General features: G+C 58.0%; 24 protein-coding genes. 8 read left to right on the plus strand and 16 right to left on the minus strand.

The genetic code is table 11. The annotated features are described in order from the left end of the window. Positions 1-13: 13 nt before the first annotated feature. Positions 14-1,129 (minus strand): NAD(P)/FAD-dependent oxidoreductase, encoded by a 1,116-nt coding sequence (locus JJO78_RS12225; protein ID WP_213479548.1) that lies wholly within the window; start codon positions 1,127-1,129, stop codon positions 14-16. A 145-nt stretch (positions 1,130-1,274) separates the two neighbouring features. Between JJO78_RS12225 and JJO78_RS12230 the strand changes: the two genes are divergently transcribed. From JJO78_RS12230 to cmoB, 5 genes are read left to right on the plus strand one after another with little or no spacing between them, the layout of a single operon-like run. After that, complete coding sequence (locus tag JJO78_RS12230) at positions 1,275-1,697, plus strand: hypothetical protein (protein ID WP_007154819.1); 423 nt, start codon at positions 1,275-1,277, stop codon at positions 1,695-1,697. Between the two features lie 9 nt (positions 1,698-1,706). Further along, entirely contained in the window at positions 1,707-2,708 is a 1,002-nt protein-coding gene (locus JJO78_RS12235; protein ID WP_127401719.1) for a serine/threonine protein kinase, read from the plus strand. Between the two features lie 33 nt (positions 2,709-2,741). Further along, a complete protein-coding gene (locus JJO78_RS12240) occupies positions 2,742-3,113 on the plus strand; it encodes a kinase (protein WP_075196529.1) in 372 nt (123 codons plus the stop codon). Beyond that, on the plus strand, positions 3,106-3,861 hold the full coding sequence (cmoA, locus tag JJO78_RS12245) for a carboxy-S-adenosyl-L-methionine synthase CmoA (protein WP_036209747.1): 756 nt from the start codon (positions 3,106-3,108) through the stop codon (positions 3,859-3,861). The genes JJO78_RS12240 and cmoA overlap by 8 nt, the downstream gene beginning before the upstream one ends. Positions 3,862-3,872: 11 nt before the next feature. Then, on the plus strand, positions 3,873-4,868 hold the full coding sequence (gene cmoB, locus JJO78_RS12250; protein ID WP_085679786.1) for a tRNA 5-methoxyuridine(34)/uridine 5-oxyacetic acid(34) synthase CmoB: 996 nt from the start codon (positions 3,873-3,875) through the stop codon (positions 4,866-4,868). A 25-nt stretch (positions 4,869-4,893) separates the two neighbouring features. Here cmoB and JJO78_RS12255 read toward each other — a convergent pair whose 3' ends face one another. From JJO78_RS12255 to JJO78_RS12305, 11 genes are all read right to left on the minus strand, one after another. After that, complete coding sequence (locus JJO78_RS12255) at positions 4,894-6,189, minus strand: adenylosuccinate synthase (protein WP_036209743.1); 1,296 nt, start codon at positions 6,187-6,189, stop codon at positions 4,894-4,896. A gap of 82 nt (positions 6,190-6,271) precedes the next feature. Further along, positions 6,272-7,453 (minus strand): ATP phosphoribosyltransferase regulatory subunit, encoded by a 1,182-nt coding sequence (locus JJO78_RS12260; protein WP_036209740.1) that lies wholly within the window; start codon positions 7,451-7,453, stop codon positions 6,272-6,274. 184 nt (positions 7,454-7,637) lie between these two features. After that, a complete protein-coding gene (gene hflC, locus JJO78_RS12265) occupies positions 7,638-8,513 on the minus strand; it encodes a protease modulator HflC (RefSeq protein ID WP_041336347.1) in 876 nt (291 codons plus the stop codon). A 2-nt stretch (positions 8,514-8,515) separates the two neighbouring features. Then, positions 8,516-9,709: an FtsH protease activity modulator HflK gene (gene hflK / locus JJO78_RS12270; protein ID WP_041332407.1), complete on the minus strand. Its 1,194-nt coding sequence runs from the start codon at positions 9,707-9,709 to the stop codon at positions 8,516-8,518. A gap of 78 nt (positions 9,710-9,787) precedes the next feature. Further along, positions 9,788-11,086 (minus strand): ribosome rescue GTPase HflX, encoded by a 1,299-nt coding sequence (gene hflX, locus JJO78_RS12275; RefSeq protein WP_036209734.1) that lies wholly within the window; start codon positions 11,084-11,086, stop codon positions 9,788-9,790. Between the two features lie 119 nt (positions 11,087-11,205). Continuing rightward, complete coding sequence (gene hfq / locus JJO78_RS12280; protein WP_007154829.1) at positions 11,206-11,454, minus strand: RNA chaperone Hfq; 249 nt, start codon at positions 11,452-11,454, stop codon at positions 11,206-11,208. Positions 11,455-11,494: 40 nt separating this feature from the next. After that, positions 11,495-12,538: a tRNA (adenosine(37)-N6)-dimethylallyltransferase MiaA gene (miaA, locus tag JJO78_RS12285; protein ID WP_127401720.1), complete on the minus strand. Its 1,044-nt coding sequence runs from the start codon at positions 12,536-12,538 to the stop codon at positions 11,495-11,497. Positions 12,539-12,545: 7 nt separating this feature from the next. Next, on the minus strand, positions 12,546-14,456 hold the full coding sequence (gene mutL / locus JJO78_RS12290) for a DNA mismatch repair endonuclease MutL (protein WP_036209729.1): 1,911 nt from the start codon (positions 14,454-14,456) through the stop codon (positions 12,546-12,548). A 19-nt stretch (positions 14,457-14,475) separates the two neighbouring features. After that, a complete protein-coding gene (locus JJO78_RS12295) occupies positions 14,476-15,831 on the minus strand; it encodes an N-acetylmuramoyl-L-alanine amidase (protein ID WP_041332406.1) in 1,356 nt (451 codons plus the stop codon). Positions 15,832-15,865: 34 nt separating this feature from the next. Then, complete coding sequence (gene tsaE, locus JJO78_RS12300; protein ID WP_085679782.1) at positions 15,866-16,372, minus strand: tRNA (adenosine(37)-N6)-threonylcarbamoyltransferase complex ATPase subunit type 1 TsaE; 507 nt, start codon at positions 16,370-16,372, stop codon at positions 15,866-15,868. Further along, positions 16,372-17,943: a bifunctional ADP-dependent NAD(P)H-hydrate dehydratase/NAD(P)H-hydrate epimerase gene (locus tag JJO78_RS12305; RefSeq protein ID WP_075196534.1), complete on the minus strand. Its 1,572-nt coding sequence runs from the start codon at positions 17,941-17,943 to the stop codon at positions 16,372-16,374. The genes tsaE and JJO78_RS12305 overlap by 1 nt, the downstream gene beginning before the upstream one ends. Before the next feature lie 155 nt (positions 17,944-18,098). Here JJO78_RS12305 and queG point away from each other — a divergent pair, with 155 nt between their 5' ends. After that, complete coding sequence (gene queG, locus JJO78_RS12310) at positions 18,099-19,163, plus strand: tRNA epoxyqueuosine(34) reductase QueG (RefSeq protein ID WP_036209717.1); 1,065 nt, start codon at positions 18,099-18,101, stop codon at positions 19,161-19,163. 17 nt (positions 19,164-19,180) lie between these two features. Here queG and orn read toward each other — a convergent pair whose 3' ends face one another. Next, a complete protein-coding gene (gene orn / locus JJO78_RS12315; protein WP_036209714.1) occupies positions 19,181-19,723 on the minus strand; it encodes an oligoribonuclease in 543 nt (180 codons plus the stop codon). A 257-nt stretch (positions 19,724-19,980) separates the two neighbouring features. Here orn and rsgA point away from each other — a divergent pair, with 257 nt between their 5' ends. Further along, on the plus strand, positions 19,981-21,036 hold the full coding sequence (rsgA, locus tag JJO78_RS12320; RefSeq protein ID WP_091640967.1) for a small ribosomal subunit biogenesis GTPase RsgA: 1,056 nt from the start codon (positions 19,981-19,983) through the stop codon (positions 21,034-21,036). 6 nt (positions 21,037-21,042) lie between these two features. On the opposite strand, the gene motB is transcribed toward rsgA, so the two are convergent. Together motB and motA are read right to left on the minus strand one after the other, a co-directional pair. Next, positions 21,043-22,002: a flagellar motor protein MotB gene (gene motB, locus JJO78_RS12325; protein ID WP_127401722.1), complete on the minus strand. Its 960-nt coding sequence runs from the start codon at positions 22,000-22,002 to the stop codon at positions 21,043-21,045. 29 nt (positions 22,003-22,031) lie between these two features. Further along, a complete protein-coding gene (gene motA, locus JJO78_RS12330; protein ID WP_075196537.1) occupies positions 22,032-22,883 on the minus strand; it encodes a flagellar motor stator protein MotA in 852 nt (283 codons plus the stop codon). A 180-nt stretch (positions 22,884-23,063) separates the two neighbouring features. Here motA and asd point away from each other — a divergent pair, with 180 nt between their 5' ends. Beyond that, on the plus strand, positions 23,064-23,942 hold the full coding sequence (asd, locus tag JJO78_RS12335) for an archaetidylserine decarboxylase (protein WP_127401723.1): 879 nt from the start codon (positions 23,064-23,066) through the stop codon (positions 23,940-23,942). Here the strand turns inward: asd and epmA are convergent. Next, on the minus strand, positions 23,914-24,888 hold the full coding sequence (gene epmA / locus JJO78_RS12340; RefSeq protein ID WP_127401724.1) for an EF-P lysine aminoacylase EpmA: 975 nt from the start codon (positions 24,886-24,888) through the stop codon (positions 23,914-23,916). The genes asd and epmA overlap by 29 nt on opposite strands. Positions 24,889-24,895 lie beyond the last annotated feature (7 nt).

The raw sequence follows: 24,895 nt of genomic DNA on the forward strand, positions 1-24,895 counted from the left end.
GTATGTAAACGCATTAGTCGGCGAGCTGCCCTGTCACTTCATCCGCAATGGCCAAAGCAGCCGTTAATCCCGGCGACTCAATGCCGAACAGGTGCACTAGTCCGGCAACACCGTGCCGACGTTCTCCGGCGATCCGGAAATCCGCAAACCCACCATCCGGGCCAGCAAGCTTGGGACGAATGCCGGCATAGGCGGGCTGCAGGCGGGACTCGTCCAATGCTGGCCACCAACGGCGAATACTTTCAGCAAATGACCTTGCCCGACCGGGGTCAACCGAGAAGTCCACCCGCTCTATCCATTCAACATCGGGCCCGAATCGAGCCTGGCCCGCTAGATCAAGCGTCAGGTGAACGCCGAGGCCGCCTGGTTCAGGGATAGGGTATACCAATGAATGGAAGGGGTGGCGACCGGAATAGCTGAAGTAGACACCACGGGCCAGCCACTGGCGGGGCGCGATATCCGCTGGTACTCCCTGCCAGCTCGTGGCCAATGGTACTGCTCCGAGGCCGGCTGCGTTCACCACCCGTTGCGCCCTGAGCTCACAGGGCGCTGGCCCTCCAACCTGCAACCGATGCTCTCCGTCACAGGTCGCCGCACGCTCTACAGGCGCCTGGCGGACCAAATGGCCACCGTAGTCCTCCAGCTCTCCCAGCAACGACAGCATCACTCCATGACTGTCTACAATGCCCGTTTCCGGTGAGTACAACGCCTCCTGGGCGGTCACGTCCGGCAGAGAAACCCGCAAGGCCCTGCGGGTTACCCTCTGGAGCAGAACACCGTTGCGAAGGGCCTGACTGGCGATAGTGTCGAGCCTCTCCACCTGGGACACGCCATTGGCAACAATCCACTTGCCGGTTTTGCGGTGGTCGATGCCACGGGTCTGACAATACTCATACAACATCCGACGACCACGAACACACAGTCGGGCCTTGAGGGTGTCCTCGGGATAGTAGATACCAGCATGGATAACCTCACTATTGCGGGACGACACCCCTTCGCCAAAGTGAGCGCCGGATTCCAGTACCAGCACCTCCCTGCCCTGCATGGCCAGCGTCCTGGCCACTGCGAGGCCGACAATGCCGGCACCGATGACCACGGTATCTGCCTGTACTATGTCTCGCCCTGTCATCTGCTCTAACGTCACCCGCGTTGTGTTTCGATCGTTTGTCAGCATCACCAACACGCTCGTTGGCTAAAAAGCCCGAATCGCATTACGGTGTCGCCCCCGAAACGTTATACTTGGCCGTGAATTGAGTGCACGGAGCAGGGAACCGATGTCTGACAGGAAGCAGTTTATTATTGTAATGCTGGTGGCGGCCATATTTGTTGGCTGGCTTGGCTGGCGAGGCTTTGAAGTCATCAGCCTGAACCAGGCACTGAAGGCCGATGAAATGGTGGCCAACTATCCTTATCAGCATCGTGTTCTCAGGGTTGAAGGAGGGACCGCCATCATGAGCTCACTGCGCTCCCATGAAACCTCGACGCACGAAGCACTCACCACCATTTTTCCGAGCATGCGTAACCTGGGAGACAATGATCGTGACTGGCAACGGGCCGAGCGTGAACTGGCCCAGGTCCAGGCCCAGGCAGGCAACATCGTCCTCAGCGCGTCTGGCATTGATCGGGTGCGATGGGAACTGGACGAAAACTGGTATCACCTCGCCAGCATGAAGTCCCAACAGAATTCGAGATACTAAACCTTATTTATGACCGAAACCTCCAGCCATCCTTACGACGCCCTTACCCCCGATACCATTCTTGATGCCCTGGAAGACGCCGGATTTGTGGTCAGTGGACGCCTGTTTGCCCTCAACAGCTACGAGAACCGTGTTTACCAGATTGGTATTGAAGACCAGCCACCGATAATCGCCAAGTTTTACCGTCCGGGGCGCTGGAGCGAAGCCCAGATCCGGGAAGAACATCAGTTTACCGTCCAGTTGCTCAACGCCGATATTCCGGTCGTGGCGCCCATGGCTATGCCCTCCGGCGATACACTGGGCCGTTGCGGGGACTTTCTGTTTGCCGTATTTCAGCAGCGGGGCGGGCAGGCGCCCGACACCAGCGTGACAGATACCCTGTACCGCCTCGGCCAGTGGCTGGGCCAGCTCCACAATATCGGTGACACTGAGCCCTTCAACCATCGCCCGGTTATGTCGATTCTTTCGGGCATTGAGGATAACAATCGGTTCCTTACGGAAAACCGCTGGATTCCAGATGACCTTCGGCCAGCGTGGGACTCGCTGATTCCCGATCTTGTCGACCACTGCGCCCGTCGGATCGATGACGCTGGCGAGGTGCACTCCCTGAGAATTCATGGTGACTGCCACGCCGGCAACATCCTCTGCCGCGAGGAACAGATGCTGTTTGTCGACCTGGACGATTGCCGTACCGGGCCTGCGATTCAGGATTTGTGGCTGTTACTGAACGGTGATGACGTTGAACGTGGCCAGCAATTTGGTGAACTACTGGAAGGCTACGAGATGTTCCGCGATTTCAATCGTCGTGAGCGTCATCTGATTGAACCCATGCGCTGCTTCCGGCAGATTTCCCACTGCACCTGGCTGGCCAAGCGCTGGGACGACCCGGCCTTCCCGCGTTTCTTCCCCTGGTTTGCCCAGCCGCGTTTCTGGTCCGACCAGATCCTGTCACTTCGGGAACAACTGGCGGCGCTACAGGCCCCTTCCATTCATGTACCCGGCCAATATTGAGGCCACTATTACCGACAGACCGGAGACCAACCGATGAGCCAAAGTGAGGCCCGATTTACCGTCCGCAGCCTGATTGTCACTGCCATTGCCACCATCATCGTTACCATCGTGGTTTTGGAGGCCAGCGGGCGGATTGATCATGCCGAGAATAAGGATCATGTGCCGGTGGGGGAATTTGAGGCCGTTCACATCAAACCTGGCGAAGAGTTCCGCATGTCGCCCAAGTCATCGGAACTCCACGCTGTCTGCGAACAGGGGTATCTGGCCATCGCCGCCGATGTGGACCCGGAGTTCCGGGGCATCCTCGTTGATTACAAGAACCGGGGCGTACGCTGCAGCCGAGGCCCGACACCCGCACACGACAGGCCTGTCAATGAGGGCCAGGAGCCAGCAGACAATGGCTGACAGGAACAAAAAACCGGGCCAGGCGCTGGACCGTCTGTTCGCCACTGAACGGGAAACCGGAGAATTCCGGTTTGACACATCGGTGGCTCGGGTATTTCCGGACATGATCCGGCGCTCAGTACCGGGTTACACCACGATTATTCCGATGATTGAAGTGATCACCGAACAGTATGCCCGCCCGGGCAGTCACTGCTACGATCTCGGCTGCTCTCTCGGCGCCTCCACTCTGGCCATGCGCCATGGCATTGGGGACCGCGACTGCACCCTTACAGGCGTGGACAACTCGGCTGCCATGATTGAGCGTTGCGAGCATTATATTGCTCTGGACGACCACCCATTGCCGGTTTCGCTGCGGTGCGAGGACATCCTCGACACCCCGATTGAGAACGCGTCGGTGACCACCCTGAACTTCACACTGCAGTTCGTGGCGCCAGACAGACGCGCAGAACTGATGGCTCGCATCGCCGACGCCACACTGCCCGGCGGAGTACTGATCCTCTCCGAGAAAATTCGCTTTGAATCCGATTCCGAGCAATCGACACAGACCCAACTCCATCACGAGTTCAAACGGGCCAACGGCTATTCCGACCTGGAGATCAGTCAGAAGCGTTCCGCCCTGGAACAGGTACTGATACCGGAAACCCTGGCCGAACACCGTGAGAGACTGATAAACGCAGGATTTAGTCAGGTTATGGTGTGGTACCAGTGTTTCAACTTTGTCTCCATGCTCGCCATTAAATCGCACTGAACGGAGCCTCCATGACGACCTTCAACTGGCAGGGGTGCTTTGCCCCGCTGCTTGACGATCTTGATAGCCGTGGCCTTGAGCGCTGGCGAAAGCAACTGCAGCAACAGCTACAAAAGCGCTTTGACGACAACCCTCATGGGGATATTGCCCGATGGAACCGGGCTCTGGACACCCTGCCCCACATTGGTGATGCCACGGCGAACCTGAACCAGTCGGCCATTACCCTGAACTCCGACCAGCCCCTCAGCACAGAAGACCGTGCAAAGCTCGAAGAAGGGCTGCGAGGACTGATGCCCTGGCGTAAGGGCCCGTTCGAATTCTTTGGCACCTATATCGATACCGAATGGCGTTCTGACTGGAAATGGGACCGCGTCGCTCCCTACCTGTCAGACCTGAGTGGTCGGCAGATACTGGATGTCGGTTGCGGCTCTGGCTATCACTGTTGGCGCATGCTGGGCGAAGGAGCCGGCCGGGTGATTGGCATCGACCCAGGACTGTTATTCCTGTTCCAGTTTCTCAGCGTCAAACAGTATGCAGGCCAGGAGCAGCGCATTGATCTGCTCCCGGTGCGCGTAGAGGATCTGCCGCCAAAGCTGGAAGCATTCGACACCACTTTCTCAATGGGTGTGCTCTACCACCGTCGCTCACCACTTGATCACTTACTGGAACTGAAAGACACACTCCGCCCGGGTGGCGAACTGGTGCTGGAAACGCTGATAGCGGATGGGCCGGAAGGTTACAGCCTGATGCCGGAGGACCGCTACGGCCAGATGCGCAACGTCTGGTTCCTGCCCAGCTGCGACACTCTGTTGCGCTGGCTGGACCGAACCGGTTTTTGCAACGCCCGCGTGGTGGATGTGACAGAAACCACGATCGAGGAGCAACGCAGCACTGACTGGATGCAATTCCAGTCGCTGCAGGACTTTCTCGACCCGGACGACCCAACGAAGACCGTGGAAGGTTATCCGGGTCCGAAAAGGGCGACGGTTATCGCGGACAAGCCCTGAAGGTGTCCGCGACAACCCAGGAAGGTTACTCGCCGAAGGGGTGGCGCAGAATGACCGTCTCTACCCGGTCAGGACCGGTGGAAATGATATCGATCGGTGCTTCGATCTGCTCTTCCAGGAAACGGATATAGGCCCTGGCGTTCTCCGGTAACTGGTCCAGGCCTGTCAGCCCGACCGTGCTCTCCTGCCAACCCGGAAGATCCGCATACACCGGCTCAATGTCCTTGTAGGTATCGCAACCGATCGGCGGGCGGGTAATCTCCCCGTTAGGCGTTTTGTAGCCAATGCACACCTTCACCGTATCCATGCCATCGAGCACGTCCAGCTTGGTCAGGCAGATGCCCGATACGCTGTTGATCTGGATGGCGTGGCGCAGTGCAACCGCATCAAACCAGCCACAACGGCGTGAACGCCCGGTGGTGGTGCCAATCTCGTTGCCCTTGACCGCCAGGTGATGGCCCATATCGTCAAACAGCTCGGTCGGGAACGGACCGGAACCGACACGAGTGGTGTAGGCCTTGGTGATCCCCAGCACGTAATCCAGGAACAACGGCCCAAAACCAGACCCGGTAGCCGTGCCGCCAGCCGTGGTATTTGAGGAGGTGACGTACGGGTAGGTACCCAGATCAATGTCCAGCAGCGAGCCCTGCGCACCTTCAAAGAGGATGTGTTCGCCGCGCTTGCGAAGGTCATGGAGGATATCCGTGACGTCGGCAGACATGGGCAGAATTTCCTCGCCCATGGTCATCAGTTCGGAAAACGCCTGATCAATGTCTTCGGGCTCTTCCTTGAAGTACTCGGTCAACACGAAGTTATGGTACGACATGATTTCCCGGAGCTTCTCTTCAAAGCTCTTCGGGTCACACAGATCTCCAACGCGAATCCCACGGCGTGAAACCTTGTCTTCGTAGGCCGGCCCGATACCGCGACCGGTGGTGCCAATTTTGTCGACACCTCGCGCTCGCTCGCGCGCCTGATCGATACGAACATGGGTCTTGAGGATGACCGGGCACGCCAGACTGATCTTCAAACGCTCCCGCACAGCAACCCCATTGCCTTCGAGTTCGCGGACTTCCTTCAGCAACGCTTCCGGAGAGAGCACGACGCCGTTGCCAATCAGGCACTGGACATTCTGGCGAAGAATGCCAGACGGAATCAGATGAAGGGCGGTTTTCTTACCTTCAATAACCAGGGTATGGCCGGCATTGTGGCCGCCCTGAAAGCGCACCACCGCCGCAACCTTATCGGTCAGCAGGTCAACAATCTTGCCTTTTCCTTCATCACCCCACTGGGTGCCCAGCACTACAACGTTTTTACCCATGACTCTCTCTCAGTGCGGCCCCGCCAATTGATGGGGTGCCCGCAGGTTTACCTGTAAATGAGTGGCCCGACCCCGAAGGTCATCAGTCCAACTGCTCCACGACCCACTGGCCGTCTCGCTTCACCAGGGCACGATCGCAATTGCGCGTGCCAGGATCAACGCCCTCGTCTTCCGGCAGGGCGCGGATAACCGTCTCCGTCATCCGCAGGCCGGAAATCACGCCATCCAGCGCAGGATCTTCGGTGGCTGGCGCCCATATGGCCTTGCCAGCGCGGCCGGTTCGCTGACCAAGTGAGACCAGCGCACGGATATCAAGACTAAAGCCCGTCGCCGGACGTGCACGGCCGAAATCACTGCCAATGGCATCGTAGCGACCGCCCTTGGCAACCGCGTCACCATGCCCCGGCACATAGGCCGCAAACACCAGCCCGGTATGGTAGTTGTATCCTCGAAGCTCACAAAAATCGAACCCGAAGCTTACCTCTGGATAGCTCGCGGACAGCATATCCGCCACTCGATCCAGTTGATCCAGCGCCTGACGAAGCGGTTCCGGCGCCCCTTCAAGAATGCGCTTTGCCTCACGCAGGGCATCCTTCCCACCGCTGACTCTGGCCAGCTCTCTGAGCATGCCGCCAGCAGAACCCGGTGGGCACCCGCCCAGCAATTCATCCAGTTCCGGCACAGACTTACGGGCCATGGCATCAAAGATGGCCGCGCCGGTATCGCGATCAAACCCGGCCTCTCCAACCAATGTCTCGTAGATCGCGACATGGGCAAGATCCAGATGGATTCTGGGCAAACCCGATACACGCAGGGTTTCAAGCATCAGGCTGATCACTTCCAGATCCGCCGATTCGGAGGCGCTACCAAACAGCTCGCAACCCGCCTGGATGGGCGTGCGCCCTGTCAGCATATGGCGCGGTCGGGTGTGGAGCACATGGCCGGCATAACACAGCCGCGTAATACCTTCCTGGCCAAGGGTATGGGCATCAATGCGTGCTGCCTGCGGCGTCATGTCCGCACGCAGCCCCATCATCCGGCCGGTCAGCTGATCAGTCAGCTTGAAGGTCTGAAGCTCCAGGTCGTGCCCGGTGCCCGTAAAAAGTGATTCGAGGTATTCGATCAACGGCGGGATAACCAGCTGGTAACCCCAACGCTGGCAGGTATCCATTACATCCCGGCGCAGGGATTCAATCTGTCCAGCCAATGGCGGAAGGATGTCTTCCACGCCATCAGGCAGTAGCCAGCGATCAGATACTGTCATGAGATTCGGTTGTCCGTTCTGTCCCGGGGCGGAAGCTTCTTGCCGCGAGAGTGCACAGGATTTAGGGCGATGCTCGGGGAAAGATAAAAACCCGAACCAAAACCGGCAGAATTTTACACTGTTGGCAGACACAAAAAAACCGGAATACCGAGGTATTCCGGTTTTGTCACTACCATCGTCGTGGTTAGCGGTTTCCCTGAGGGTCCTTCAGGAACTTCAAGAAGTCGCTATCAGTGTCGATGACCATGATGTCGTCTTCATTGGCAAAGGTGTTCTGATAGGCTTCCAGACTGCGGTAGAAGCTATAGAACTCGCTGTTAGACCCATAGGCATCGGCATAGATCTGGGCGGCCTGAGCATCACCTTCACCACGCATTTCCTCAGCCTTGGCAAAGGCTTCCGCCAGGATAACGGTGCGCTGGCGATCAGCATCCGCGCGAATACCCTCCGCCAACTCGCGACCGCGGGAGCGGAATTCCTGCGCCAGTTTCTCGCGCTCGGTCGCCATTCGACGATAGACGTTCTGGCTCACCTGCCCCGGGAATTCAATGGCTTTGACGCGGATATCCACCACTTCAATGCCAAATTCCTTGAGCGACGTTTCGTTCACCCGGTCACGCAGGGTGTGCATCAGCTCGTCACGCTGGCCGGAAACGACCTCGACCATGGTCCGAACACCGAACTCATCCCGAAGGCCGTTATCCACGCGAGACAACAGCAGCTCGGAGGCGCGGTATTCGTCACCACCAGTGGCCCGGTAGAACTGATCCACGTTGCGGATTTTCCAGGCGATGTAGGAATCGACGTCCAGCGGCTTCTTCTCGATGGTCAAATACTGACGCGATGGAAGATCCGTTGTCAGCAATCGGATGTCGAATTCCCGGACCTGATCAATGACCGGCACCTTGAAGTGAAGCCCGGCTGAAATATCCGTTTCGATCAACTCACCGAACCGCAGCAGCACGCCACGATGGGTTTCCGGGATAATGTAAACACTGGAGAGCGTAACCAGTACGACAATCAGGGCGCCTGCAAGGCCCACAATACTTTTGGGTCCCATCATTATCTGCTCCTCCGAACGCCACTATCCTGCCTGCCACGCAGCTCCTGAATCACCTGATCTGACAGGGTCTTGATGTCGATGTCACTGCCGGAGCTTCCGGAACCGCTCTGGCTGCCGGTGCTGGCACCGGAACGGTTAGTCAGCCTATCCAGAGGCAGGTACATCATATTGTCGCTGCTCTGGGTGTCCACCAGCACTTTGCTGGTATTCGACAGAACCCCTTCAAGCGCCTGGATGTACATACGCTCGCGAGTGACTTCCGGCGCAGTCTGATACACACCAAGAACCGCCAGGAAACGTGAGGTTTCACCACGGGCACGCTCAATCACTTCTTCCTTGTAGGCCGCCGCTTCCTCGGTCAAGCGCTGTGCCCGGCCACGAGCCTCGGGGACCACTTTATTGCGGTAGGTTTCAGCTTCTTCCTTGACCTGCTGCTCGTCCTCACGGGCGCGCTGCACTTCACGGAAGGCATCCTGCACCGCATCGGGTGGCTGAGTGCTCTCGACGTTTACACGGACAATGGTCAAGCCAGTGCCGTATTCTTCCAGGAAGCTCTGCAGGCGCTGCTCCACGCGAACGGCCAACTCGGCACGACCTTCCGTCAACACGTCATCAAGTGTTGAGCTACCAACTTCATGGCGCAAGGCGCTGTCAGTAGCAAACGCCAATGCCTGGTTGGAATCACGGACGTTCAGCACATAAGCCTGAGCATCACCAACACGATACTGGACCTGAAGGTCGACAGAGACGAGGTTCTCGTCCTGTGTCAGCATCTGGCCTGTAGATTCCGCATTCCGGACGTTCGTCACCCGGACCAGATAAACGCTATCGATCAACGGAACCTTGAAGCGCAGACCCGGCGTTTCAGTACGACTGAACTCGCCAAAGCGAAGCACAACCGCACGCTCCTGCTCGTTCACGGTGTAGAACGATTGAAAGACCACGTATCCGGCAAAAATGATGGCCGCCAACGCCAGGATGGCACCAAAACCGCCGGCGCCACCCGAGGACGAACTGCCGCCACTGCCTCCGGACTTGTTGCCCTTGCCACCCAGCAAGCGATTGAGCTTGTCGAGACCCTTTTTTAGCGCCTCGTCCAGGTCCGGTGGGCCCTGGTCATTTCCGCCACGACCACCACCAGTACCCCAGGGGTCATTGTCGTTGCGGTTTCCACCCGGTTCATTCCAGGCCATAGTGTTCTCCGTTCCAAACTAATCGAATGGCTGCAAATACTAGGGATTTATAAGCGCCCCGGCAATAGCACAGCCGGCCTATGTACGTTGTTCTTCAAGCCTTACATCATTTTCGCGCACGCCAGCGCGGCTCAAAAGCTGTAACCAGTCACGATGCTGAAGGCGTACTTCCAGTACCGAATCCCCGCTATCGCGGTGACTTTCCGTCACGACAGAGCCCGCTTCATGCAAAAGCGCCCGCAACTTGCCGTCCGTCGGGCCCAGCAGTACGAATTGATGGATCACGTCCTCCGCCAATCGTTCGACGATGGTATCAAACAGGCCTTCAAGACCTTCCCCGGTGACCGCAGAAACCCAGACACGCACGGGAACGCCATCTTCGTTGCGCTCAACCCGCGGCTGGAAGTTATCCAGCAGGTCGATCTTGTTGAAAACCTGCAACACCGGAATCTCGTCAGCACCTATTTCTGCCAGCACTTCTTCCACCTGCTCCATGTTCTCGTCACGCCGGTGATCGTGGCAGTCGATTATGTGGAGCAGAATTGAGGCTTCGGTGGTTTCTTCCAGGGTGGCACGGAAGGCTTCAACCAGCTTGTGGGGAAGATGACGGATAAAGCCGACAGTGTCGGCCATTACGACCGGGCCAATGTCAGGAAGTTCCAGGCGCCTCAGCGTCGGGTCCAGGGTCGCAAACAGCTGATCCGCCGCGTAAACGGTTGACGTTGTTATGCGGTTAAACAGCGTGGACTTGCCCGCGTTGGTGTAGCCCACCAGTGAGACGGTTGGAATATCCGCACGCATCCGGGCCCGGCGACCCTGGTTACGCTGTTTACGGACCTTTTCAAGGCGGCGATGAATGGACTTGATACGCTCCCGCAGCAACCGCCGATCCGTCTCCAACTGGGTTTCACCCGGGCCACGCAACCCGATACCACCCTTCTGGCGCTCAAGGTGCGTCCAACCCCGAATAAGGCGGGTCGACATATGCTCAAGTTGAGCCAGTTCCACCTGAAGCTTACCTTCATGGGTGCGAGCACGCTGAGCGAAAATATCCAGGATGACGCCCGTGCGATCGAGCACACGACAGCTCAGCTCACGCTCAATGTTTCGTTCCTGGCTGGGGCTGAGTGCGTGATTGAAAAGCACCACATCCGCTTCGTTGGCGGTCACGGCATCACGAATTTCTTCCAGCTTCCCCTCGCCGACAAACAGTCTCGGGCTGGGCTGCTTGCGCGAGCCGGTGACAACACCTACGGGTTCGACACCGGCAGACCAGACCAGTTCACGGAACTCGCCCAGATCCTCAGCTTCTTCGTGTGAGGAAAACTCGATATGAACGAGAATCGCCCGTTCACCAACGTCGGGACGCTCAAACAAGTAGTAACAACTCCAAATCAGTCAGACTGCACCTGTCACCAAAACAAACACCCGCGGCCCTGGGAGCCTTTTCGGGCCCTTCGGGAGCGCGGGTAACAACACCGGTGTGCCCGGATAAATCAGTCTTCAGATTCTTCTCCGCCCGGAGCCTGTGGCGGAATACGAACGTTCCGCGCGGGCACCACAGTGGAAATGGCATGCTTATAGACCATCTGGCTGACAGTGTTTTTCAGCAAAATCACGAACTGGTCAAAAGACTCGATCTGGCCCTGAAGCTTGATACCATTGACCAGAAAGATGGAAACCGGAATGCGTTCCTTGCGTAATGCATTAAGGTAAGGGTCTTGTAGAGAGTGCCCTTTTGACATGTGTTTTCTCCTGTTTATAAGTAAAGGCAGATCGTCAACTTCAATTGTTAAATGTGGTGCGAAACTCAATAATTTTCAAGGCAGTGTCGGACATAAGTTTGTCGCCACTATCCAACCAGTCCACATCGGACCACTTTCGCAACCAGGTCAGCTGTCGCTTGGCAAGCTGCCGGGTAGCAGCAACGCCCTTGTCTACCATGGTGTCGTAATCATAATCACCGGCCAGATGTGCCCAGCCCTGACGATATCCGACACAACGCATGGAGGGCAGGCCAGCATTCAGATCACCCCTGGCCTTCAGCGCCCTGACCTCATCAAGAAAACCCGCATTCAGCATGGCGTTGAAACGCAGGGCTATTCTTTCATGGAGCACCCGCCTCTCGGCGGGAGCCATCGCAAGCTGCACTACAGTATACGGAAGAGACGGCGATTCGTCTGCCTGCCATTGGGTGAAATAGGTGTAATCCTCAATGCCATCGCTGTTCTGACGGTTCTCTGCCTGGCCTCTGCTCGCCTTGTCCTGCCATATTGAGGAAATCGGCCGTCCCGTCAGACGAATCACCTCAAGTGCCCGAATAAGTCGCTGCCGGTTATTCTGATGAATGAGACCCGCCGCCACAGGGTCCTGTCGCTCCAGCTCCTGGTGAAGGGCACCCCAGCCTCGCTCCTTCGCCTCCTGCTCAAGGGCCTCCCGGACGACTGGATCAGCAGACGGCAGGTTGGACATACCATGCAGCAATGCCTTGAAGTACATCATGGTGCCACCCACCAACAACGGAATCCGCCCCGCTGACACAATGTCGTTCATTTCACGCAGGGCATCGCGACGGAAGTCCGCTGCCGAGTATGTTTCCGCCGGGTCGCAGATATCAATTAACCGGTGTGGCGCCTGGGAGAGCTCCTCGTGCGAGGGCTTGGCGGTTCCAATATCCATACCCCGGTAGATCATCGCCGAATCAACACTGATGATATCGCAGGGCAGGTGGCGACAGAGCTCGATGGCCAGGTCGGTCTTGCCCGAGGCAGTCGGGCCCATCAGGCATATGGCCATGGGCTTGGTGCCTTTAGCGGTTGATGCCGTCATACCGGTGTTAACGCCCGCGCAGGAATAATTTGTCCAGCTCCGAGAGGGTGACCACAGTCCAGGTGGGCCGACCATGGTTGCACTGACCACTGCGCTCGGTGGCCTCCATGTCCCGCAACAGGGTATTCATTTCCGGAATGGTCAGTTGCCGATTGGCACGCACGGAACCATGACATGCCATGGTACCAAGCAACTCATGTATCACCGCCTCCACACGGTCGCTTTCGCCGTTCTCAATCAGGTCAGACAGCACATCCCGAACCAATTGCTCGGTGTCCGCCCCCCGCAACAGCGCAGGCACCTGCCGCACAGCGAGAGTTTCGGGGCCAATGCGCTCCACCCTCAATCCCAACTGCAAAAGCTCTTCACCATGAGTCTCCGCCAATGCCGCCTCTTTCTGGCTGACAGCCAGGGAAACCGGCACCAGCAGCGGCTGACTCTTGAGGTCCTGCGCCTCCAGCGCACGCTTCATACGCTCATAGGTAATACGTTCATGGGCCGCGTGCATATCCACCACGATCATGCCCTGACGGCTCTGGGCCAGGATATAAATTCCGTGCAGTTGGGCAATGGCGTAGCCAAGCGGCGGCTCATCACCGCTGTCCTGCGGTGGCGTAGGCGCCGCAACGGCCAGATCACCGGAGTCAGCCATCGCGGGCTGCGCCCCGGTTCCACCGCCCTCGTTCAGGGACTGGTAGAACGCCATTTGATCGCGGGCCTGCCATTCAGGCTGCGGGGGCCTCGGGCTCCCTGAGAACCCGGCATGCTGCGGGCTGCCGCCGGAACCTGTAAACGGATCGGAGGCGGGCTGGTGATTGACACCCGGCATGGCAGCCTGAACGCCAAAACCACCGGTTGCCGTACCGGCCTCCCGACCGTGGGACTGGGCTACCGCTCCCTTGAGATGATCATCCGGGCGTACATCTGCCAGCGCCTTGTGAAGCGTCCGGAAAATAAAATCGTGAACCAGGCGCCCATCGCGGAAACGCACTTCGTGCTTGGTGGGGTGAACATTCACGTCCACGTTCGCGGGATCAACCTCCAGATACAACACGAACGCCGGGTGACGGTTGTTGTAAAGCACATCCCGATAAGCCTGGCGCACGGCATGCGCTACCAGCCGGTCCCGTATCACCCGCCCGTTGACAAAAAAGTACTGCAAATCCGCCTGACTGCGGGAAAAGGTCGGCAGGGCAACCCAACCCCAAAGTTTCAATCCCGTAGCCTCAGCATCAATCACCACGGCGTTGTCGATAAACTGCTGACCGCATAGAGAGCCAATCCGCCGCTCCCGGTCCAGCGGATTCTCAGCCGGCCTGAGGCTCTGGACCACACGCTGGTTATGTCGAAGCGTAAAACCGGTGTCGAAACGGCTCAGGGCCTGGCGGCGAATACATTCTTCAACATGGTTGAACTCGGTCTTCTCCGTACGGAGAAACTTGCGTCGGGCGGGCGTGTTAAAGAACAGGTCCCGGACCTCCACCGTCGTGCCCACCGGATGGGCCGCCGGGGAAATACTGGCGTCCATGTCGCGCCCTTCCACTTCTACCTTTGAGGCCGCCTCCTGGCGCTCTGTGCGTGATGTCAGTGCCAGCCTGGAAACGGAACTGATACTGGCCAGGGCCTCCCCCCGGAAACCAAGGGACGCCACTGCTTCAAGGTCTTCGAGATTTTCAATCTTGCTGGTGGCATGACGGCTGAGCGCAAGGGGAAGGTCCGTCTCGTCTATGCCCATGCCGTCGTCACGTACCCGGATCAGCTTGACACCCCCCTGCTCCACCTCGATATCGACCCGGCGGGCACCGGCATCGAGCGCATTTTCTACCAGTTCTTTCACGACCGAAGCCGGGCGCTCAACCACCTCACCGGCAGCAATCTGGTTGGCCAGGCGGGGCGTCAGTAATCGAATGGAGGGCATGTTACCAGGGGACCTCGTGTCAGGATGCAGGAATACGAATGGTTTGCCCTACCATAACACGGTCATCATTGAGGCCGTTATACTGCATCAGTTCGCTGACGGTTGTCTGGTTCTCCCGAGCGACACCTGAGAGCGTATCCCCCCGGCGAATCCGGTACTGACTGACACTGCCATCGCCACGGCCGTTCTGCTTCTGCCACGCCAGCAACGTGCCTGGCGGGGGCGTTTTCTGGAAGTAGTCATCGATACCCCGAAACACCGCCTGGGACAGTTTTTCACGATACCAGGCACTGGAAAGGTTCTGCTCTTCCTTCGGGTTCGAGATGAATCCCGCCTCAACGAGAACCGATGGAATATCCGGTGATTTCAGCACCGCAAACGCAGCCTGCTCAACGCCTTTCTTGTGAAGCTTGGCGACACTGCCAAGCCTGCCGAGGATAGAGTCCCCGACACCGAGGCTGGAATTGATGCTGGCGGTCATGGAGAGGTCCAGCAGCACACCCGCCAGCATGTCATCTCGACCATCAAGGGACACCCCACCGGCACCCCCGATCAGGTCAGAGCGGTTCTCGGTCTTGGCCAGCCAGCGGGCGGTTTCACTGGTGGCACCCCGCTGTGACAACGCAAACACCGAAGCACCACGGGGCTGAGGCGTGCGAAAGGCATCGGCGTGGACCGACACAAACAGGTCGGCGTTGTGCTTCCGGGCCAGCAGTGTGCGGCTACGCAAATCGATGTAGTAGTCGCCGGTACGGGTTAGCTTGGCGGTATAACCCGGCTTGGCGTCGATCAATTCCGCCAGGGTTTTCGACATTCTCAACACCACGTCCTTTTCTCGGGTGCCCCGGGGGCCGATTGCTCCCGGGTCTTCGCCGCCGTGGCCGGCATCAACCACCACGATAATATCCCGCTTGCCGTTGGCGTTTTCGGTGACGGTTGGCTCCGAAGGCTTTCGAGCCTTCAGGCCACCTTCGTCGATCAGGTCAACGACCAACCGGTGACCGTACTGCTGATTGGGTTCGAGCTGAAAGCTGCGCGGCTTGATGTCACTCTTCAGATCGAGCACTACCCGAAGATCATTACCGTTGCGCGGGGCGCTGCGGATACGCTTTACGGGACTGCCCGAGAGATCGAGCTTGTCAAAATCGGCCTTGAGCGTCGTGTTCTCAAGGTCAATCACCAGGCGCGAAGGCCCGGAAAGGGCAAACACCTTGTGATCAATCTTGTCGGCAACATCCAGCACCAGCCGGGTATGGTCCGGCGCGGGCCAGATCCTCACGCCTTCCACGTTAACGCCCGCCATTGCTGCCATAGGAAACAACAGAGTCAGCATTACACTACCGGCCAGGCACCATCTGGAGAACATTCTTGCCATCATTTTCCTGCCCACCTGCACTGATCACACATAATTAACCTCGAACACTCGACAACGGTATTGCCGCAAGCCTGGCCTGCAGCCCCACACCCACAGCCGTTGCCGCCGAGACAAGCGCTTTACGCCCATCTCCACTGACACTCAAGCGTATCCAAAGGTCGGGATCCGGAAGGATTCCCTGACCCCGCTCGGGCCACTCAATCAAACAAAGGCTCTGGCCCTGAAAGTAATCACGTATACCCATGTACTCCAGCTCCTCCGGATCACCCAATCTGTATAGGTCGAAGTGGTAAGCGGGAGGGCTCAGGTGCTCATACGGCTCCACAATGGTGTAGGTCGGACTTTTAACAGCCCCGTCATGGCCAAGGCCACGCATGACTCCACGGCTCAGGGTCGTCTTTCCCGTACCCAGGTTGCCCTCGAGAAATACAATGGCTCCCTGTCCGGCCTGAACCACAACGGTAGCGAGCCCCCTTCCAAGGTTTTCTGTTGCCACCTCATCCTTCAGGAACAGCGAGAGCTCCTGCGCTGCAACGTCCATCATTCGTCTCCACCACCGCCAACCGAACGACGATCCGGCCAGCGCTCAGAATCCACCAATACCTGTGACAGGGCCTCAATAACGTCCATCGGCAACAGCCCCATATAACCGCGGGTTTCCGACGCCAGGTCCGCAGCCGCCAGATGCAATGCAGCGCCTGCCGAGGTTGCAACACGGGCATCCTTCAGTTGAGCGTACAAACTACCCAGCACGCCCGAAAGAACATCCCCCATGCCACCAGTCGCCATGCCAGGGTTACTGCCGCTGACAACGTCCGGCACTGCACCTCCGCCTGCCACCACCGTTCCGGCCCCCTTAAGTAGCACAACTCCGCCAAACATCTGAGAGATTCGCCCGGCAGCGCCTACACGATCCTCTTCAATTTCCGCCACATCACACGCCAGAAGCCGCGCCGCCTCTCCAGGATGCGGGGTAAGGATATGATTGTGTGCCGGCTGCGCCACCCTTGAGGCCATCAGGTTGAGGGCATCTGCATCGAGCACCCTCGGCTTACCGCTCGCAACCACCTGCTGGAGCATCTGCTGCCCCCAGGCACCCTGGCCGATGCCCGGACCACAGACTATGACATCCGCCGCTTCAATCAACGGCGGCAGTTCAGAACCATGAATCAGCCCCTGCACCATGACCGATGGACAGCGCGCGAGGGCCGGTGAGACGTATTCCGGGCGCGTGGCCAGCGTAACCAGTCCGGCACCGGCTCTTGCCGCTGCTTCGGCTGCCAACAGGCCGGCACCGCCAAAACCCCGGTCCCCGGCCACCACGAGCACGTGCCCGAAACGACCCTTATGCGCGGTTCTTGATCGCCTGGGGATGACCGAACGAATCGACCGCCAGTCAACCCGGCGAGCAAAAGGCTGCTGACCGCTCTCGGAGGCCCAGTCATCGGTATCCAGGGACTCGAACAGGATGTCACCCCCACACTCAGCCCCCTGCCCCGTAAACAGTCCGGCCTTGAGCCCAATAAAGGTCACTGTTGCATCAGCCCGTATCGCCTGTCCGACCACCGCTCCAGTGGTTGCGTTCAGGCCGGACGGCAAATCAATCGCCATTACGGGCGCAGGCGCCTCATTGCACGCGTCGATCATCGCCGCAAAGGGCTCCCTGGGAGCGCCTGTTACGCCGGTTCCCAACATGGCGTCCACGATTAAACCGACGCTGGCAATTGATCGCTGCGCATCGCCGCTACCAAGATCCGCAAGTTCCCGCACTTTTACCCCATCGGCCACGGATTTTTGCCAGGCCTTGCGGGCATCACCAGATAATTTTCCCGTCGGCGCAACGGCAATACAGTCCACATCCAAACCATGGCGTACGGCATTGGCCGCCACCAAATAGCCGTCACCGCCATTGTTGCCGGCGCCACACAGCACCAGAACCCGGCCCGGCTCAGGCCAGTTGCGTACCAGCCTGCGAAACGCACCGGCGGCTGCGGCCTGCATCAGGTCAAATCCGTCAACCCCTTGTTGATCAATTACATAGCGATCAATCTCCCTCACCGCATCGGCGGAGTAGAGGTCTTCTGGTAAACTATGACCACCAGACAGGGGCATGAAAATCGGCTCCCGCTAAAGAATTCGGATTAAGAAAATCGGCCAGATACCTGTAAAGAATAGCAAAACAGCGGAAAAGGTCATAACTTAATCAAATTAAACTTCATTACCCTTCGGGCCGCCGGGAAAACCGGTTGCCACTCGACTGGCACTCCATGACCGAATCGATCGATCAAAACCTCGAACATCTGCCGGAACATATCCAATCCTGGGCCCGGGAACTCGGCTTTAGTGATGTCGGCATTACCCTCCCGGACACCGGTGCTCACGGAGCTCGCCTGAAGGACTGGCTCCGCAAGGGTTTTCACGGCGAAATGTCGTATATGGAAGATCATGGCGACAAACGCTATACCCCCACCTCACTGGTGGAAGGAACGCAAAGAGTCATTTCCGTGCGGCTGGACTACCTGCCTGCGCCTGATAACCCGGGGCGAATACTCACTAACCCCGAGAAGGCCTACATTACCCGCTATGCCACTGGGCGTGACTATCACAAGCTGATGCGCAAACGACTGGCGACCCTGGCAAAACGCATTGACGAGGCGGTATCGGGATACGATTACAGAGCGTTCGTAGACAGTGCTCCTGTGCTCGAAAGGGCCCTTGCCCAGCGCGCGGGCCTGGGCTGGATTGGCAAGAACAACATGCTGATTCATCCAAAAGCGGGGTCGTTTTTCTTCCTTGGAGAAATCTTTACCAGCGCGCCATTACCGCTGGACGAACCGTTTGAAAAGGAACATTGCGGCAGTTGCGCCGCGTGCCTGGACATCTGCCCCACAGATGCCTTTGAAGGCCCCCACAAACTCGATGCCCGCAAATGCATCAGCTACCTCACCATTGAACTCAAGGGCAGCATTCCGGAAGAACTGCGCCCCAAAATGGGTAACCGCGTGTTCGGTTGTGACGACTGCCAACTGGTCTGCCCCTGGAACAAGTTCAGCAAGCCAACGGCGGAAAAAGACTTCCAGCCCCGCCATGGCCTGGACAACAGCGAATTGGCTACGCTGTTCCTCTGGACGGAAGAACAATTCCTCAAACGCACTGAAGGCTCCGCCATCCGCCGCACCGGTTACGAGGGATGGCTGAGGAACCTGGCGGTGGGCCTTGGCAATGCGCCTTCAACCATCCCAGTGATCGAAGCCCTAAAACAGCGGGCTGACTTTCCGTCAGAGATGGTTCGGGAGCATGTGCACTGGGCCCTTCGCAGGCACGGCCTATAGCTTGAAAGCGCCGCGGCCTACAGTTGGAAAAAGTGTTCCCGGTAATGCCGCAGCTCCTCTATGGAGTCGCGAATGTCGTCCAACGCCAGGTGACTGCCTTTCTTCTTCACCCCGTCCAGCACATCCGGCCGCCAGCGCCTCGCCAGCTCCTTGATGGTACTCACATCCAGATTGCGGTAGTGAAAGAAGGCTTCCAGTTCCGGCATGTACTTCACCAGGAAGCGACGATCCTGGCCGATGCTATTGCCACATAATGGGGACTGCCCCGGCTCGAGATACCGCTGCAGGAATTCCAGGGTTTTCTGTTCGGCATCGATCTCGCCGTACTTACTGTCCTTTACCCGCTGGGTCAGTCCGCTTTCGCCATGGGTCCGCGTGCACCACTCGTCCATTTCACTGAGCAGTTTGTCTGATTGGTGAACGGCAATCACCGGCCCTTCTTCAATCGTGTTCAATTCAGAATCCGTAACGATGGTTGCTATCTCGATGATGCGCTCTTTTTCCGGGTCTAACCCCGTCATTTCCAGGTCAATCCAGACAAGGTAGTTGGCTTCTGGCATTCGGTGACTCCCAGCCTTCCAATGCGTGCATGGGTGGCCGGTCACTGCTTCCCGGGATACGCTACAAGCACATCCATGTGCGCTCGACTGAAACCATCCCTGGTTTCAGACGCTCCCGGGAAGCAGTGACCGGCCACCCTCGTAATATTGGTAATATATCGGCCAATCCCGACAGAACAAACAGGCTCTGACGAAATCATTCACGTATGATGTTACAGCAATCACCATTTCCCAGCAGGAATTAACCGACCCACGATATGGCTAAACGTCGACTCAACAAGCAGCAGCAGTGGCGCATCAAGAAAATTCAGCAGGAGCGGGCTGCACGGGCGGCGAAGAAAGAAGAATCCATCAGCGAAAAGCTGGACGCTGGTGATCTCGGCCCGGAGCAACAAGGCCTTGTTATCGCTCACTACGGCCAGCAACTCGACGTGGAAGCCCTGGAGGGGGAAGACACCGGCACGGTGCTGCGCTGCTTTGTGAGAGCGAACATCGACAGCCTGGTAACTGGCGACAAGGTGATCTGGCGCCCAGGCAGCGACAATACCGGCGTCATTGTGGCGCGTTGCGACCGTCACACCCTACTGCAACGGCCCGACAACTTCGGCGCACTCAAGCCCGTCGCTGCCAATATTGACTACATCATCCTTGTGATCGCCCCCGAACCGGAACCCCACGACAACCTGATTGATCGTTATCTGGTGGCGGCCGAGAGCACAGACATTCCGGTCATCATCCTGCTCAACAAGACCGACCTGGTGACTGACCAGAATCGGGAAGCAATCGACCAACTTCTGGCTCGCTACGAAAAGCTCGGATATCGAATAGAACGCACCTCCGCAAAAACCCTGGAGGGTGAGCAGGCGGTTAGGGTTGAAGACCTGGTAAAAGGTCAGACTAGCGTATTCGTGGGTCAATCGGGAGTTGGCAAATCATCCATTATCCAGACGTTATTGCCGGAAGCATCGATCCGGGTAGGCGCGGTCTCGGAGAGCACCGGGAAAGGGGTTCACACCACCACGACCGCCAAACTTTTTCACCTGAACTGCGGAGGCGATCTCATCGATTCGCCGGGTATCCGGGAGTTCGGGCTGTGGCACATGACACCACAAGAGATCGAGTACGGCTTCCGGGAGATACGAGACCTGATCGGTCACTGCAAGTTCCGCAATTGCAGCCATATGGGTGACCCCGGCTGTGCCATTGCGCAGGCTGCCGAGGATGGTCGCATCAGCACGGAGCGACTGAAAAGCTTCAACCGGATTCTTCAGGATATGGCGGAACAGCAGTCACGGGGACTGAAAGCCGACTGAACCGACTTACCAGTTCAGCTCTCCGGGCTTGGGTTCTTCCTTCTCTTCCGCCCAGCTGCCTTCTTCCAGCCGTTTCATTGCCTCCTGCTGCTCCTCTTCAGAGGGGGCAGTCAGGTCAATCAAGGGCTCACCCGATCGACTGGCATTGCTCTGGATGCCAGCCGCTGTCTTTTTGTTCATCACGATAATGGAAATACGACGATTAACCGGCGCCTGAGGATCGTCCTGATCAAACAGCACCGAATCGCTCAGCCCCACAACCCGGCCAATTTGCTCCTGCCTGACACCGCCTGCAACGAGCGCTCTGCGAGCCGTGTTGGCCCGGTCCGCCGACAATTCCCAGTTGGTGTAACCCGGGCGACCGCTGAAGGGCGTGGAGTCGGTATGGCCGGTAATGCTCAGTTTGTTGTTGACGGTGCCGAGTGTCTTGGCAAGCTCAAATAGGATATCTTGAGAATAGTACTTGAGTTCGGCCCGACCACTGTCAAACATGGGGCGCTGTGAGCGGTCGACGATCTGAATACGCAGGCCCTCGCTGGTGATATCGATCAGCAGCTGATCTTTAAACTCCTGAAGGGTTTGGCTCTGCTCTATACGGTCCTGAAGGTCCTGAAAGAGCTCCTCCATCTGCCGCTGCTCCAGAGTCTGCGCCAGCTCCTCCACAACCTGGTCTTCGATCTGGATATCGCTGCGCTCGATGTCCTCGCTGCTTTCGTTGATCACCGAGGCACTGCCCTCAAGATCCACCGGATTGGGAGACCCACCCTCAGTAAACCCGACCGGGTCCTTGAAGTAACCTTCCACAGCACGAATCTGTTCAGGAGACGCCGTTGCGGTCAGCCAGAGCACGAGAAAAAACGCCATCATGGCGGTAGCGAAATCGGCGAAAGCCACTTTCCATGAACCGCCGTGGTGCCCAGCCGCAACTTTCTTTTTTCTCTTTACGATGATTGGCTGTTCTTCCAAGAAACTGCTCCTGACGGCTCTTGCTCAGACTATTTTGAACGCACGTGGTCGTTGAGTTCCTGAAACCCGGGCCGCTTATCCGACGGCAGGGCCTTGCGGCCGAACTCGATGGCCATCTGCGGCGCCTGGCCCGACACGGTGGCAACGATTGCGGATTTGGCGCATTCGTAGGCCTTGATCTCGTATTTGGCGGTGTGCTCCATGGCAATGGAGGTGGGGCCAACGAAGCCATACCCCATCCAGATTCCGAGGAACGTTCCCACCAGCGCCGCCGCCACGCTGAGGCCAATTCTTTCAGGGCCCTCACTCAGGAAGTTCATGGTGATAACAATACCGAGCACGGCTGCGACAATCCCGAGGCCTGGCAGAGCATCGGCTATCTTGTTGACAGCGTGGGCTGGCTCTTCAAGTTCGTGCTGACGACTCTCGATCTCATTTTCCATCATGCCTTCGAGCTCATGGGTTGCCATGTTCCCGGAACTGATAATTCTCAGGTAGTCGGTGATAAAGGCCAGCAGGTACTTCGACTTAATAATGGCGGGGTAACGGCTGAAGATCTGGCTTGACTCCGGATTGTCGATGTCTTCCTCGATGGCCATCACACCCTGTTTCCTGGATTTGTCGAAAATCTCGTACATCAGGCTGAGCAAATCCATGTAAAAGGACTTGTTGTAGGGAGAACCCGTCAGTTGGCTGAGGACACCTTTCGCCACTTCCTTGATGGTGTGCAGGGGGTTGGCAATGATGAACGACCCCACTGCAGCGCCGCCGATAATGAGTATTTCCGTGGGCTGCCATAACACCAGAAGATTACCACCATGGAGGACATAGCCGCCGAGGACGCTGGCAATGACAATGACTGCACCGATTATAAGTAGCATGGATTGAGAACACACCTTCTATGATTTCTGTCAGGCTAGGCGCCTGAAGCGGAGCCGCCTGGCCGGCCTGCACAGATAATAGCAAGCAGCGGACCGAACCGCGAAGATATGAAACAATTTCTATACACACCCCGCGATTTGTTAAACTTCGCGCCTTTGAGGGCCAAGGATCACTTTCCAATGTTCGACAAGCTGTTTGTAATGAGCCAGTACATAACGCCGCAACTCGCGGTTTCACGCCTTGCGGGCCGACTTGCGGACAATGAAAGCATGCCCGGACTAAAGGATCGTGTGGTGAAGTGGTTCATCGGCCGCTATGGCGTCAATATGAGCGAAGCGCTGGAACCGGACCCGGCGGCCTATGCAAGCTTCAACGCCTTTTTTACCCGCGCCCTGAAACCCGGCCTGAGGCCCGTGGACGAGCGAGAAAGCACTCTGGTCAGTCCCGTTGACGGCGCCATCAGCCAACTGGGTCAAGTCAGCAATGATCGGGTATTCCAGGCCAAGGGCCAGTCCTTCAGCCTCAACGAACTGCTCGGTGGCGATGAGGAGCGGGCGGCAAGCTTTACCGATGGCGAATTCGCTACCATCTACCTCTCCCCTAAGGACTATCACCGCATTCATATGCCGCTGGCCGGCACGCTCCGGGAAATGGTGTACGTTCCCGGCAAGCTGTTTTCCGTCAACCCGACCACCGCGGAGAACGTGCCCAACCTGTTCGCCCGAAATGAGCGGGTTGCCTGTCTATTCGACACCCCCGCAGGCCCAATGGCCCTGGTGCTGGTCGGCGCAATGATCGTGGGCAGTGTCGAGACGACCTGGGCTGGCGTCGTGGCACCCGGCGGGGGTGAGGTTTCCGAGAGTCGCTATGACAGCCTCAAAACACCCATCCAGCTTGAAAAAGGCGAGGAAATGGGACGGTTCCGCCTGGGCTCAACGGTGATCATGGTTATGCCCAAGGGCGCCGTGAAATGGAACGCCAATCAGGTAGCAGGCGGTACGGTGCGCATGGGTGAAGCTTTCGGCGACATCAACACCGGTCAGCCGGGAACGCAATAACGCCGGCCAACTCATCAAGCCCCAACTTCAGCATCAACAGGCGGTCCAGGCCCAAGGCCACTCCGGAACAATCGGGCACCCCCGACTCCAGGGCCGCCATGAACGCCTGGTCGATGGGCATCTCGGGCTTTCCCACTCTGCGGCGAGCCTGGTTGTCCGCCTCAAACCGACGCCTCTGCTCGTCGGGATCGGTCAGTTCCCAGTAGCCATTGCACAGCTCCACACCGCCCACGTAGAGCTCGAAACGATGAGCCTGCCGCACCCCGGACCGTTCAGACACACGGGCCAGTGCAGCCTGGGACTCCGGATAACCGGTCACGAATACCGGCCCAACGCCCGCCAGTGCCGGCTCCACCTGAGAGCTCATCAGCAGATCCAGATAGTCGTCACGAGAGAGGCCATCCAGCTGGGATGGTTCCATCCATTGTTCGCAACGCTCTGACAACTCGTCATTACCGGCCAAAAACGGATCAATACCTGCGAACCGGACAAACGCATCGCGATAATCCATGGTGCGTGGCGGCTCACAACCCAGCCAGCCACAAACCAACTCGGAGACCTCTTCCATCAGATCAACATCCGTAAAACCGGGCCGGTACCATTCAAGCAGGGAAAACTCAGGGTTGTGTCGCCGCCCGAACTCACCGTCGCGAAACACCCGGGCGATCTGATAAATAGGGCCGGATCCAGCCGCCAGCATCCGTTTCATGTGATATTCCGGGGATGTCTGCAGCCACCCGCCCGCTGGGCGGACTCCGATCGAGGCGGGATTCGCGGAGATACTGTCAATATTGATATCAGTAACACCATGCCGGCCAAGCACGGGCGTCTCGACTTCCATCACATCACGTTGCGCAAAAAAGCCACGCACCCAGGCAAACTGTTGTGCGCGGCTTTTAAGAGCCACCTGTGAAGCCGAGGGCCGCCACTGAAGGGAGTCAGTCACCAGGGCT

This window comes from Marinobacter sp. DS40M6, assembly GCF_028581595.1.
GTDB lineage: Bacteria > Pseudomonadota > Gammaproteobacteria > Pseudomonadales > Oleiphilaceae > Marinobacter > Marinobacter salarius.